The following is a 12,676-nucleotide window of genomic DNA, read 5'->3' as shown; positions in this document are numbered from 1 at the left end:
CTGCGTCGTTCACCGCGACCCCCACCACCGGGGCCGTATACGCCGCCTACCGCCTTGCCGCGCCCGCCCGCTGCGAAGTTGGCGGAGAGGTCTCAGTTCGAGGCTGATCGGGCCGTGTCGGACATGATGCGGCAGATAGAGGCGGAAGCCGCTCGCATGCTTCCTGCGATAGAGGCCGAAGCCGCGCGAATGCTTCCCGAGATTGAGACAAAAGACGCGCGAAGGAACGCCGAGATGCTGCGCGAGGGCGGAGTGGACGACGACCCGCGCCCACCTGAACGTGGGCCTGTCCCGCCACTGACCGCTCTTGGTTCTAACGGCGGTCCGTCCTGGATGGGCGCGGACGAATGGGAGAAGCGGCTCGCGGCCTACCGGCTGCAGGGTCGGTCACCGAGCGATATCCGACGAGTTGCGGAGCACTTAGAGCGACGCGGCCCCCGCGAACCATGGACTGCGGCGCAGCAGATCGACAGGGCTAAGAGCGTCGGACACGTGGCCCGTGTGGAGTATCTGAGCCCTGAGGATGAGGCTCGCGCTCTGGCCCCAGGCGCTGGCGGGCTTCCCGACGCCCGGCTTGAGCGGGTCCGGGATCGGCTGCTGGTAGTGACTCCGCTCGGGTGGGTGAACCCCAGGAGCCGCACGGCATACAGGGCAGGGATCTACTCATTCGTGCTGAGGGGGACGGGGTACAACGAGGCGGCGACAAGATCGGGTCGATTCACGCCGGGCGCGCTCCTTCGTTTAAGGAGAGAGCCCGACAACCCCCACGACGCCAATGCCCTAGCCGTGTACGCCGAGCGGGATCGCAACAAGGCGGGCTACGTACCTACGGGCCAAGCGAAACGGCTCGCGCCCCTTGTTGACGGAGGAGCGGACCTCGTGGCCGTGAGTACGCGAGGGTCGGGCGCAGGTAGCGACGACGTAACGCCCCATGTGCTGGTGTGCGAGCGGGCGCTCTACGACCACCTCACGCGTAGTAGGTAGGCGGCCACGGCCCCTATTGGGCGTGCTGACCCGTCTGTGACGCCTGTGATGATGGCGGTATGAACGATGCGTTGGGGGCCTGGGAGCCGCTCACGCCCGATCAAGTAGTCGACGTGATGGGTGGGTTGCCTTGCCGGTGGTGGATTGCCGGTGGGTGGGCGCTCGATCTGCATGTGGGTCATCAGACCCGCAGACACGAGGACATTGATGTACTCGTCTTGCGAGAGGACGTTGCCTCTTTACGCGATCACCTCGCGGGGTGGGACCTGCACGTGGGCGACCCTGCTGGTTCCTTACGACCATGGCCCGTCGAGCAGCGCCTCCCGAGAACGGTCCACGACATCTGGTGCCGACGGTCGCCGTCGTCACCCTGGTCGATGCAAGTCATGGTGGACGACACCAAGAACGGTGAGTGGGTCTACAGGCGCGACCAGCGCATCCGTCGCCCCGTCCCCGAACTAGACGGCCCAGCCTCCAACACGGAACGACGGGTGCTAAGCCCAGACGTTCAACTGCTCTACAAGAGCCGCGATCCGCGCCCCAAAGATGAGGCCGACTTCCAAGCCGCCGTGACCCACCTGAACCCGTCACAACGCCGTTGGCTACGACGATCCCTCGCATCGACATCGGGGGCTCATCCCTGGCTAGCCTCGCTTTGACGTATTGAGACACACGAGGTGGTTCACATGCGCAGTCGCGCATGCCGCTGCGAGGTCGTCCCCTGATGCACCCTGGCGCAGGCCAAGTTCATCGGGGAGGTGAACGGACGTCTCTGTTGTCGCCATCCCGGCGGGGATGCTTGTACGTCAGCCTGATTCTGAGCGGAGCGGCTACCGCAACCCGCCTGACGGGGAAGCAATTGGGCGTGGCGTGGCCTCCCGCTGGTACATGAACGACCGAAGGGTGATTAGCATGCAGACATGAGCGACAGGCAGATTGACGCGGCCCGACGCCACGTGCCAACACGCAGCGGAGAGGAACTTCTCTTCAACCGCAGGCTCGGCGAGAACGTGCGCGAGCACCGTCAATCGGCAGGACTCACCCAAGACCAGGTTGCTGCGCAAGCGGGCATGACTCGCGGCTCGATAGCGAACATTGAGCGTGGCGAGCAGACCCCCGGGCTCTACCGACTGCTGCTCATCTGCGGAGCGCTGGATTGCGACCTCGCCGACGTACTGCCGAGCGATGTGCTCACGCCAGAGGCGGTCGCTGACGCCACGAACACCAACTACTCATCCGCGCTCGACAACGTCCGTCGTGCGGCTGCGAAGCAACGCAAGGCAGCGGTGATCCGACGATGACCCGCGTCGACAGCGCCGCTAGAGAACTGCTGGAGACCCATGGGGTGTCTGGTCCACCGGTGGACGTGTACGAACTTGCTCGGCAACTCGAAGTCGCGGTCGTCGAGACCACCATGGGCAAGGACGTGTCAGGCATGTTGATACGCGACCATGGGGCGCTGACGGTTGGCTTGAACAAGCGTCAGGTCGACAAACGCAAGCGGTTCACGCTTGCGCACGAACTCGGCCATCTGGTGCTTCATCGCGGACGCCCGCTCATTGTCGACTCGTCAATTCGCTACAACCTTCGAGACAGTACTTCCGCTACCGCCACAAACCGCGAAGAGATCGAAGCCAACCGATTCGCAGCGGCCCTCCTCATGCCTGAGGACGCAGTACGCAAGGCAGTGCAGGCGACCCAAGCAACGACGCCTGAGGAATTGCAACGCAAGTTAGGGCGCATCTTTGAAGTAAGCACTGAGGCCATGGGCTACCGGCTCATGAACCTTGGCATAACCACCTGATCTGCTCGCCGTCCCACGAGCACGAGGCGAGGGATCGGTGCCGACTGGGCTGAGCGCCGTGCATACGCGCCCCACCGTGAGCGGCGCATCCGTCGTATGCGTCATAAGGTCTGGGCAGCGCCACGCTGCCCTGCTCAGTCGTCTGCTCCCTAGTTGCGCCCACCTCACGTCGTCCATTCGCCGCTGACGCACTGGACGATTCTCGGCCTCGTACCGTCGACCGCCCCGGCACCCAGCCCGTCGTCTGAGGTCGCGTCGTTGCGCGGACGTTGAAGAAGGGCCGACGGCGTATGAGTCCTGGACAGGCGTCAGGCAAACAAGCGTCAGACGTGCTTGACACTTCGTAGACATCTGCCGCACCGTTGTAAACGCCTCGACAACCACGGTCGGGCAGAACAGGAGTCCTGCAATGCCCACACGTGACCTCGGGGTCCTCCCCAACGACGTCCACCGCGACCCGCGAGCCGAAGCGTCGCTCATCTTCGTCACCCTCGCCGACGGCCTCGACGAGACGATCGTGAAGGACTGGCTCACCCGCCTCAGCGCCCTCATCGACGCCAGCGAAGACCACCAGGGCCGCGACGCCGCCTACGCCTCGACCGTCATCGCGTTCGGTTCCCGGTTCTTCAACCGCTTCCCCCAGTACGCGGCCAACAACCCCCACGGCCTGACCGCGCCCCCCACGCTCCCCGGCGAAGCCGAGGCCCTGTCCGCTGACGTCGCCCTGCACGTCACCTACACCTCCGAGGCGCGGCTGGCCGACCTGCTGAAGGGACTCTGGGCGACCCGCCCCACCGTCACCAGCATCGACATCGAGCACGGATACGCCCGCAACGACGACCGGGAAGCCTTCGGCCACCTCGACGGTCTGCGCAACCTCACCCGCGACGAGCGCCGTAAGACCACCACCATCGACCACGACCGCCTCCCCGAAGAGCCCGACTGGCTCGCGGGCGGCTGCTACCTCGCCTACCTCAAGATCGAGCAGAACCTGGACGCGTTCCACGGCCTCGACCAGCCCACCCAGGAACAGATCATGGGCCGCCGCACCGACGACGGCTCACGGCTCGACCTGGCCCCTGGAACCGACCCCAAGACCGAAGCCGAGTTCGGCGACCCCTCGAACCCGCCCCAGACCAGCCACCTCCGCAAGACCGGTCCGCGCGGCACACTTCACGACCAGACCGGGATCTTCCGTCGCGGAGTGCCCTACGTCGAGGAAGAGGGCGGCGTCCTCAAGTTTGGTCTGCAGTTCGTCAGTTACCAGGCCACCCTCGACGACTTCGACGTCGTCTTGAACAGGTGGATGCTCAACCACAACTTCCCCCAGACCAACACGGGCCGAGACGCTCTGGTGGAACGGCAACTGCTCATCTTCAAGCGAGCCGGGCTGTTCGTTGTCGTCCCGGACGACAACCGTCACCCGGGCGCTGGCTACTTCGACACCCCGAAGCCGCCCAAGACCTTGAAGAAGGGCCGCGTCCACGTCCGCAAGATCGCCGTCGACGCGTTCGGCAACCCGACCAACGCCGAGGTGGGCGGTATCCAGTTCACCCTCCATGACCAGAACGGCACCCAGATCGGCGACCCGGTCACCACCAACCCGGCAGGCCACGCCGTCCTCCCCGAGGTCCCGGTCGGCACCACCGTCATCATCCGCGAGACCACCCCCGACCGGTTCCAGGCCGTCGGCGACCTCACCATCACCATCGACCAGCCCAACCGCATCGAACGCATCACCAACACCCTCAAGCCCGACGCCAACCCCTACGGCTGAACAGGAGACCACCACCCATGACCACCCCTAACCGACGCACCGTCCAGCGACGCGACGACGGCAACTACGAGGTCCGCAAGCCCGGAGCCTCCCGCGCCAGCGCCGTCGAACCCACGCAGCGCGACGCCATCGCACGAGGCCGCAACATCCTCGCCAACGACGGCGGCGGCGAACTCGCAGTGCGCGGCAACAACGGACAGATCCGAGCCCAGGACACCATCGCCCCCGGCAACGACCCCCGAAGCAGCAAGGGCTGACCCCCATGACGACATCGGTCCAGGCACGACAGAAGATCGCCGAGGTGGTCACTAAGCGCTCCAAGGTCGACCAGGACCTCGGTGCCGCTGAGCAGAAGAAGGCCACCAAGGAGGCCGAGGCTGCAGACAAGGCCAGCCGCGCCGCGAAGGCCACCAGCCCCGCCAACACTCGTATGTACGACCGGCAGGCGGACCAGGCACGCAACGCTGCGATCGCCGAAGGCAAGAAGATCGCTGCCCTGGCCAAGAAGCGCGCCGACCTCAGCAAGGAAGAGGCACGGCACAGCAAGACGCTCACCGAAGCGTTGAAGCGTGAAGCCGCCAGCGACAAGCGCGACGCCGACAAGGCACAGCGTGCCCGTCAGCAGGAAGACCGCAAGCGTGAGGCCCAGCGCAAGACCGACGAGCGCGCCCGGCAGCAGGAGCGGATCCGCGCCGAGCAGCAGCGACGCGCCGAGCAGCACGCCACCGACACACGCATCAGCCAGACTGAGGAACGCCTGACCGCGCAGATCGACGCGTTGCGACCGCCCCAGCAGGAGAACCTCCGAATCCTCTACGCGACCGCAACCCCCGACGGAGACCTGCGCGTCTCCCAGGAGATCCGCCGCGTCAAGAACGCCGTCGTCGCTGCGCTACACAGGGACCTGGTCGACATCGAGTACGCACCCGACGTCACCGCCGACGACCTCCTGAACTACCTGACCTCCTTCCAGCCCCACGTCGTCCACTTCTCCGGCCACGCCAACGAAGACGTCCTGGTCTTCGACGACGGCAGCCTCGAAGGCGGCCAGGGCCGCGCCATCCCCATCGACCTCTTCATGCGCGCCGTCACCGCACCCGACCACCAGCCATCACTGGTCGTTCTCAACGCCTGCGAATCCGCCACCAACCTCGAAGCGCTCCTGTCCGGCGTCCCCATCGCCATCGGCATGGCCGCCTCTGTAGGCGACCCCGACGCCATCACCTTCGCCACCCGGTTCTACCGATCCATCGCAGACGGCCAAACCATCGAAAGCGCCCTCGCCGTCGCGCGCGTCGACATGGAAATGAACGGCCTCGCCGACCACGACCTGCCCACCCTCGTAACCGCACCCGGCATCGACGCAGCAACGGTGCGGCTGGTCCTCCCGCCTACCGACCAGGCTTGATTCGACAGACCCATCACCTGCAACCGCCGCCAGCCCACAGCAACCGGGGCCGTATCCGTCGTCGCCTCCGATGACTGTCGGTGCGGACCGGCACACTGCGTCTGACATAGGAGAGGACGAGTCGTTGCCTGAACCCATCAGTACCGCCGTTGCGCTCATCGTCGCGGGCGGTGGCGTCTACGGCACCCACCAATTCACCCGGGCCCGAGGGTCGAACGACGACCAACGCCTCCTCAAGCGAGAAGCAGCCACCGCACTCGGAGAAGCCCTCACGCGGCTGGCGCAGGACCTCGAACGGGCGGGTGACGCAGACGCAGCCGTCCCGCTCCACCAGCGACGACTGTCCGAAACCCTGACCACCTGGGGACAGACCTGGGACAGGCATTCGCGTCGACTCCCTGACGAGGCCCAGCACATTCGGCGCAGTCTCCGCTTCGCTCTCGGAACCCGCTTCGGCCTCGCTGGAATCTCGGACGTGAACGAGACCGGCGTCGACTACCCCCTCGAAGAGCACGACGTGATCTGGCACCAACATGCGGTCGAATACGTCGCCTACATCCGCGACTGGCTCGCCGAGTGGCACGACCACCCAGCAGCCATGGAACGGGCGAACAAGGTCCCCTTGAAGTTCGACCCCTGGCTCCACGTGAAGGCGCGACGCGACTACGACGTCCGTCACGGGCTAATCAGCAGGCTCGACCTGTTCCTCCATCGATTCACCGGCACCCAGGAACAGCGACCATGACTGCCCGCCGACCGCATCCCGAGACTGGCGCGAAGAAAACTGGACCCACGGGCGTGTCGGCGGGCCGAGACACATCGGGTGTTTGGCAATGAAGGTCGAGCCGCGCAGTCGGCTCGACCGTCAGGCGTCACCTTCCCCAGCGCCGATACACCGCTAGGGAGCCCGCATGCCCGGTCAACCGGACCACACCACATCCGGTGGTGAGCGCGACGCTACTCAGCCCGTGCGCCACGCCCCCAACGCCGCACCCGTCGAAATCGCCCTTCGGCAGCCGATTGAGACAGTGAGAACTGTCGGTGGGCTCACCTACAGTCCCAGAACCAACACACCCGAAGATTAAGGAGCGACCCATGGCCTTGCCTCGGGCCTTTCTGAGTTTTGACTTCGACCACGACCTCGCGCCCAAAATCCTGTTCGCGGGGCAGGCGAAAACCGACTCACCCACCCCTTTCGCCGCACAGGACTGGTCATCGAAGACCTCTCTGCCGCAGGCGCAGTGGGAAGCGCTGATCGAAGAGAAGATCAGCAAGTGCCACATGCTCATCGTGCTTGTCGGAAAGAACATGAGCACCGCGACTGGCGTGGCGAAAGAGATCGCCATGGCGAAGCGCGTCGCTGTGCCCTGCTTCGGGGTGTACGTCAACGGGGCAGGGACAACGTCCACCCTGCCCACCGGGCTCGGACGCAACAACGTCGTCGCCTGGACGTGGGAGAACGTCGCCGCGATGGTCGACCAGTGCACCTAGATGAGCAAGACGCAGCGGACAGGCGTCGCGCATGCGCCTGCACAACCCCAGCGATGAACTAAGCAGCGACCCAACCAATCCCGAGCATCTCGGAGGATCAGCGCATGGCAGCCGAAAAGAAGACCATCTTCATCGCGTTCGCGACCGAAGACACCGCGAGCCGGGATCTGCTACGCGGCCAGAGCCTGAACACCAGCAGCCCGTTCGAGTACGTTGATATGTCCGTCAAGGAGCCGTACGAGACGGAGTGGAAGAAGAAGGTCCGCACGCGCATCCTGCGTTCGGACGGTGTCATCGCACTGATCAGTAAGGACACCGCCCAGGCGACGGGTCAACTGTGGGAGATTGAGTGTGCCGTGGATGAGGGCGTCCCCCTCCTGGGCATCTGGATGGGCGACCACCGCACCAAGCCCACCCAGATGGGCAGTGCGCCCTGCAAGTCCTGGACGTGGGACAACATCCGGACCTTCATCGACGGACTCGGATGAAGCGGGCCCTTCTCGTAGGTATCGACTCCTATGACCAGATCGAGGACCTCGAAGGGTGCGTCAACGATGTGCAGGCGCTGTCGCCACTCTTCCATCGCGACGATGACGCCGCACCGAACTTCGAGACGGTAACCCTGACAGCAGGCGCTGACGGGGGATACGTGTCGCGCGACGACCTCGTGAAAGCAGTCGGGCACCTCCTGTCCAGCCCCGCCGACCAAGCGGTCCTCTACTTCGCCGGACACGGTGAGGAGGCCGACGAGGACGTCACGCTGATGACCAGCGACGCGACTGAATACACGCCGGGCTTGCGCTTCACCGAGATCCTCAGCCGCATCGAAGGCTCACCGGTCCAGCAGATCGTGGTCATCCTCGACTGCTGCTTCTCCGGCGGCGCTGGCCGAGTCCCCATGATCGCGCGCGGTGCGGCTATCCGTCAGGGCCTGTCCATGCTCACGTCGAGTCGGGTCTCTGAAACCTCAGCCGAGACAGCAGAAGGCCGGGGACAGTTTTCCACCTACCTCGAAGGCGCTCTTGAAGGAGGAGCAGCCGAGATCACCGGTGAAGTAACCGTGGCTGGCGCATACGCCTACCTGTCCGAAGCATTCGGAGCCTGGGAGCAACGCCCCACGTTCAAGGCGAACCTCGACAGCCTGAAACCACTTAGGCGGTGCACGCCACCGGTCAGCCCCAGCACCCTGCGCGAACTTTCCAACTGGTTCCCAGACCCCTTCGACGTCTACCCCCTCGACCCCAGTTACGAGGACACGGAAGAGCCGCGCAACGAGACCAACGAGGCGATCTTCAAACAACTCCAGAAGTGTTCACACGTGAAACTGGTCGAGCCGGTCGGAGAAGAGCACATGTACTGGGCCGCCATGAACCGCACGGGATGCCGCCTCACCCCGCTGGGGCGGCGGTACCACCGACTCGCCTCACAGGCGCGTCTCTGATGAAGATCGGAATCACGGGACACCAGCAGGCACCAGCCGAAGCATGGACGTTCGTCGAGGCCAAACTGCAAGCCCAACTCGCAGCGGCCCCGCAGCCACTGATCGGCGTCACCAGCCTCGCCGCCGGTGCAGACCAACTCTTCGCCCGTCACGTCCTCGCCGCCGGAGGAACCATCGAAGCGGTCATCCCCTGCGACGATTACGAGGCGACGTTCGACGACGGCGGCACCCAGTACCGCCTGCTTCTGGCGCAGACCACCCGCACGACCAAGTTGAAGTTCGCTGAACCGTCCGAAGAGGCCTTCTTGGCTGCGGGGAAGCAGGTCGTCGACGATGTCGATATCGTCTTTGCCGTATGGGACGGCGAAGACGCGAAGGGCCTCGGAGGCACAGCCGACGTAGTGCGTTACGCCCAGTCGCAAGAAACCCCAGTTCTGATCATCTGGCCCGACGGAACGCGCAGGTAACACAGGAGATGGTCAACAACCGGTTCGACGCAACAACCAACTGAGCGAGACGGAAAGCCGAGATCCCCCAGGTGTCCACCAAACTCATTGCATACGACCTCAACTCACCCGGCCAGAACTACGACGAACTCATCGAGAAAATCAAGAGTTACGGCGCGTGGTGGCACCACCTTGACTCAACCTGGCTCGTCAAGACCAACCGAACCACCTCAAACATCCGCGACGACCTCAAGAAGATCGTGGGCAGCGACGACGAAATACTCGTCATCGACGTCACAAGCGACGCGCGCGCATGGACCGGGTTCAACACCTCAGGTAGCAAGTGGCTCAAGGAGACCTGGGGCTAAACCCGTGACGGAACCCGACGACACCAACGTTTTCACCGACCAAGCCAAGTGGCTCATCGAATGGCACAACCGTCGCAGCGAAAGCACCACCGCCCGAGCGACAGCCCTCCTCGGCTTCACCGGAGTCACCCTCGCGCTCCTGCTTCAAGGGACACGGCTTCCCGGCATAAACCCCAACGCCTTCATATGGCTCGTCCTGGCCCTCACCGTCGCCGCGCTCTTCGCCACAGCCTTCTGCTGCATACGAGCCCTCAGAACCATCGAAGTGACAGTTGCGAACAGTCATCAACTTCGCCAGTGGTGGCAGAAGTACAACGACGACACCAACCCAGCGAGCGACGACTACCAACGCAACATCACCGAGACCTTCCTCAGCGCTACCGATCTCCAGCAGGAATCCCCGATCGACACCGCCAAGAACGCCGCCGACAACCGCTCATGGTGGTTCGGTTGGGCAACATGGGCGTTGGCAGCCACAGTCGTGTTCATCAGCGTCCTTCTGTTCGCAATACTGATCCAGCAGCAGGGGAGGTGACATGAGCGAGAAACCCGACGAGCCCAATACCCCGGCTACGGAGCGCCCGGACGAAGACACCGACGAGTTCCACCTGGACCCACCCAAGTACGACAAGGTGCGCGAGGGCGGCGACTGGAAGCCCATCGCGGGCAACGAAGAAGCAGCCGAGTGACCCTGGTCGTCCTGAGGCCCGTCGGCTCATAGCCAGGCGAGCGATCAGGTTTGCCGACTGAGGGAGATGCCGTAGCGACCCATGAGACTAGGTGCACACACAGGGGCCCCCCGATTGCACCGACGCGTGAAAACCGAGGTTAGGCAAGCGTTTTGACGCCCCGGTGACACTTGGAGTGACGTTTGGATGACATTCGACACTGGCCAGCTGCGATCACGGTCCGCAGCGCACCGGACGGGCGGATGATGCGGTGCGGGAAGGTGAACGGTGTGCCTGACGTCAAGGCGTCCTCGCGCGACTGCCAGGCAAGGGCGAGATCGTCGGGGTGAATGTGAGACAGGATGAACTGGGTGTCTGGGGCTTTCTCGCCGGGCTCGAGCCCGTGGATCGCAAACATCCCCTCTGACCACCACCAGCGGTCCTGAGACGGGTGGTAGGTGTATCGACCCAGCAGAGGCGGCGCACGGTCGTCTCCTCCGGCCGATCCGCCTGCGGAACTCATAGTTGGACGTCTGTTCCTTTGTCGGAGGTGATCCTCGGAGTCGAATCTGTACACGGGCCGCAGAGACGCACCATGACGCGATGGGCATCCACGACCGACAGGACGAGTGTGTCACCACTTCGGGTGGCCGGGTCGGTAGCGCTTGGGGTACCGGGTTGACGTACCGCGCTGTCGAGTGTTCGGCGTAGCCAGACGCAGCATTCAGCGACATCCCGACGGACCTTGTCCTCGCCACCGAGACCGCTGCGGTCTGCGTGTTCGAGCCGGTGCGGACCGACCTGCTGCTCCACATGCTGGTTCGTAGCGCCAGGGCGCGCGGAGTCCGAACTTCTGCCGCGCTGTTCATCAGCCACTTCGAGGCGCTGACGCGGCCGGGCTCGCTCATCTGTAAGCACGTGCGTCGCTAGGGCGTGCTCTCGACGCCCTCGACGCGCACTTGGCACGGCTTCCCGTCGAGTACTGCACGACGTCCGGGACAGCAATTTCAGTGCATGGGGGCGGCAGGGGGACTACGCCCGAACATCGTCAAGGACGACCGTCTGAATCTCGTCGGGAGCATCTCGTGTGTGACCTAGACGGTCCGACCGACCTCGTCTTGGCCTGACGCCAGTGCGATCTCGGCTGTCCGCGCGACGGGTCTCGCAGCCGCAATGGTGGCACCTCTGACATTGACACTTCTATCCCCTCAGCCACCGTTCCGGACCGAGGACGGCCACCAACTTCCGCAGCCATGCTCTTGGAAACAATGCGCTTACAGGGGCTGTCGCAGCTAGCGCTCACGCGGGCTTCGCCGCAGAGTCGACGCGGCGCATCCCGCGCGTCGGCCCACCACCCGGACCCGGAGCCACCCAAAGCTCCGGGTCCGAGACACGCCGTTCGTCGCGACTACTCGATTCGGATTGGATCCGCACAAGCCTTTGGAACATCAGCCTTGGGCACACGTTGGCTGCGCATCTCGCGGATGGCCGCCACCGGTGAGCTCGGGTGGGCGATTCGCCTCCGCGAGAGGCCGCGTCCTGCCAGGATCGGACGTCGCAACACCCGGCAGAGTTGCCGCGTCCATTCCACTTGCACACGAAGGACTCTCGGTGTCCTCACACCCTTCCCCTACTGATCCCCCCGCGTGGACCCCATGGCTCGATGGGCATCGACCCAGACGCAAATCCGCCAGAGCAACCAATCGTGGTTACGCGAACCCTCTACGGCCGAAGCGGAGCATTTCACGCCTGAACACCGGGTGAGACTTGCCGATAAGAGAGTGTCCCCGCAGGGAGAACGGCGGAAATCGACAGTAGCGCGTCACGCGTTCAATGATGTCGGCAATGAGTACCGCGCCTACCTACAAGTTCGCCAACCCGGGTCAGGGAAAGATCTGCTTCTGATTCGTACGCTTGATGGTCTCAGCGGCCTGGGTCTCAATCAAGCCGACGTCATGGACTTACTGCAGCACTGCGTGGGCGGACCGCGACAACGAAGAATTCACCTAGTGGAACGTAACGGCGGGGTCATGCAGTTGACTGTTGCCTACTGCGGCGATCTTGGAGGCTGGATTCGAATTGGCTTCTCCCGTGGACGTATGACCAGCCCTGGCGTACCCGTCGGCGACAGTGACGCCTTGTTCGCTCAGGCCGCCGAGTTCGCAGCAATAGAGGCGCGGATAGAGGATGCCGACGGGGTGAGCTCGGGCGAAGTTCGCCGGATGACTGAGACCGGGAGACTGCTGGACCTCGAAGCCGAAGGACCCTGGTAGCAGCCTCGCCGATGCA

The 12,676-nt window shown here is 64.4% G+C and carries 16 protein-coding genes; 15 read left to right on the top strand and 1 reads right to left on the bottom strand.

Going from position 1 to position 12,676, the window contains the following annotated elements; all coding sequences use genetic code 11:
• Positions 1 to 123 precede the first annotated feature (123 nt).
• From EDD33_RS08930 to EDD33_RS19935, 15 genes are all read left to right on the top strand, one after another.
• Entirely contained in the window at positions 124 to 984 is an 861-nt protein-coding gene (locus tag EDD33_RS08930; RefSeq protein ID WP_246003656.1) for an HIRAN domain-containing protein, read from the top strand.
• A gap of 59 nt (positions 985 to 1,043) precedes the next feature.
• Positions 1,044 to 1,643 (top strand): nucleotidyltransferase domain-containing protein, encoded by a 600-nt coding sequence (locus EDD33_RS20835; protein ID WP_123390209.1) that lies wholly within the window; start codon positions 1,044 to 1,046, stop codon positions 1,641 to 1,643.
• A 261-nt stretch (positions 1,644 to 1,904) separates the two neighbouring features.
• On the top strand, positions 1,905 to 2,285 hold the full coding sequence (locus tag EDD33_RS08920; RefSeq protein ID WP_123390207.1) for a helix-turn-helix transcriptional regulator: 381 nt from the start codon (positions 1,905 to 1,907) through the stop codon (positions 2,283 to 2,285).
• Complete coding sequence (locus EDD33_RS08915; RefSeq protein WP_123390205.1) at positions 2,282 to 2,788, top strand: ImmA/IrrE family metallo-endopeptidase; 507 nt, start codon at positions 2,282 to 2,284, stop codon at positions 2,786 to 2,788. The genes EDD33_RS08920 and EDD33_RS08915 overlap by 4 nt, the downstream gene beginning before the upstream one ends.
• Positions 2,789 to 3,197: 409 nt before the next feature.
• Positions 3,198 to 4,565 (top strand): Dyp-type peroxidase, encoded by a 1,368-nt coding sequence (locus EDD33_RS08910; RefSeq protein ID WP_123390203.1) that lies wholly within the window; start codon positions 3,198 to 3,200, stop codon positions 4,563 to 4,565.
• Between the two features lie 17 nt (positions 4,566 to 4,582).
• Positions 4,583 to 4,822 (top strand): DUF2188 domain-containing protein, encoded by a 240-nt coding sequence (locus EDD33_RS08905; RefSeq protein WP_123390200.1) that lies wholly within the window; start codon positions 4,583 to 4,585, stop codon positions 4,820 to 4,822.
• A 5-nt stretch (positions 4,823 to 4,827) separates the two neighbouring features.
• Entirely contained in the window at positions 4,828 to 5,973 is a 1,146-nt protein-coding gene (locus EDD33_RS08900) for a CHAT domain-containing protein (RefSeq protein ID WP_123390198.1), read from the top strand.
• Positions 5,974 to 6,097: 124 nt separating this feature from the next.
• Positions 6,098 to 6,718 carry a hypothetical protein gene (locus EDD33_RS08895; protein ID WP_148076987.1) on the top strand — a complete coding sequence of 207 codons (621 nt, stop codon included), beginning with the start codon at positions 6,098 to 6,100 and terminating at the stop codon, positions 6,716 to 6,718.
• A gap of 350 nt (positions 6,719 to 7,068) precedes the next feature.
• Complete coding sequence (locus tag EDD33_RS08890; protein ID WP_123390194.1) at positions 7,069 to 7,464, top strand: TIR domain-containing protein; 396 nt, start codon at positions 7,069 to 7,071, stop codon at positions 7,462 to 7,464.
• Positions 7,465 to 7,568: 104 nt separating this feature from the next.
• Positions 7,569 to 7,952 (top strand): TIR domain-containing protein, encoded by a 384-nt coding sequence (locus EDD33_RS08885; RefSeq protein WP_123390192.1) that lies wholly within the window; start codon positions 7,569 to 7,571, stop codon positions 7,950 to 7,952.
• Entirely contained in the window at positions 7,949 to 8,905 is a 957-nt protein-coding gene (locus EDD33_RS08880; protein ID WP_123390190.1) for a caspase family protein, read from the top strand. The genes EDD33_RS08885 and EDD33_RS08880 overlap by 4 nt, the downstream gene beginning before the upstream one ends.
• The gene (locus EDD33_RS08875) at positions 8,905 to 9,372 is read left to right on the top strand and encodes a hypothetical protein (protein WP_123390187.1); all 468 of its coding nucleotides are present in this window, start codon (positions 8,905 to 8,907) and stop codon (positions 9,370 to 9,372) included. Before EDD33_RS08880 ends, EDD33_RS08875 begins: the two co-directional genes overlap by 1 nt.
• A 71-nt stretch (positions 9,373 to 9,443) precedes the next feature.
• Complete coding sequence (locus EDD33_RS08870; protein ID WP_123390185.1) at positions 9,444 to 9,719, top strand: SinR family protein; 276 nt, start codon at positions 9,444 to 9,446, stop codon at positions 9,717 to 9,719.
• Positions 9,720 to 9,723: 4 nt separating this feature from the next.
• Positions 9,724 to 10,254, top strand: coding sequence for a hypothetical protein (locus EDD33_RS08865; RefSeq protein ID WP_123390183.1), 531 nt, complete (start codon positions 9,724 to 9,726; stop codon positions 10,252 to 10,254).
• Between the two features lies 1 nt (position 10,255).
• Positions 10,256 to 10,408, top strand: a complete 153-nt coding sequence (locus EDD33_RS19935; RefSeq protein ID WP_170169746.1) for a hypothetical protein — start codon at positions 10,256 to 10,258, stop codon at positions 10,406 to 10,408.
• 139 nt (positions 10,409 to 10,547) lie between these two features.
• Here the strand turns inward: EDD33_RS19935 and EDD33_RS20830 are convergent, their stop codons facing one another.
• Positions 10,548 to 10,910, bottom strand: a complete 363-nt coding sequence (locus tag EDD33_RS20830; protein WP_123390181.1) for a PAS domain-containing protein — start codon at positions 10,908 to 10,910, stop codon at positions 10,548 to 10,550.
• Positions 10,911 to 12,676 lie beyond the last annotated feature (1,766 nt).

Origin of the sequence: Nocardioides aurantiacus, assembly GCF_003752505.1 — a bacterium.
Taxonomy (GTDB): domain Bacteria; phylum Actinomycetota; class Actinomycetes; order Propionibacteriales; family Nocardioidaceae; genus Marmoricola; species Marmoricola aurantiacus.
The sequence above is the reverse complement of the archived record's forward strand: the minus strand, read 5'-3'. Positions and strand labels throughout refer to the sequence as shown.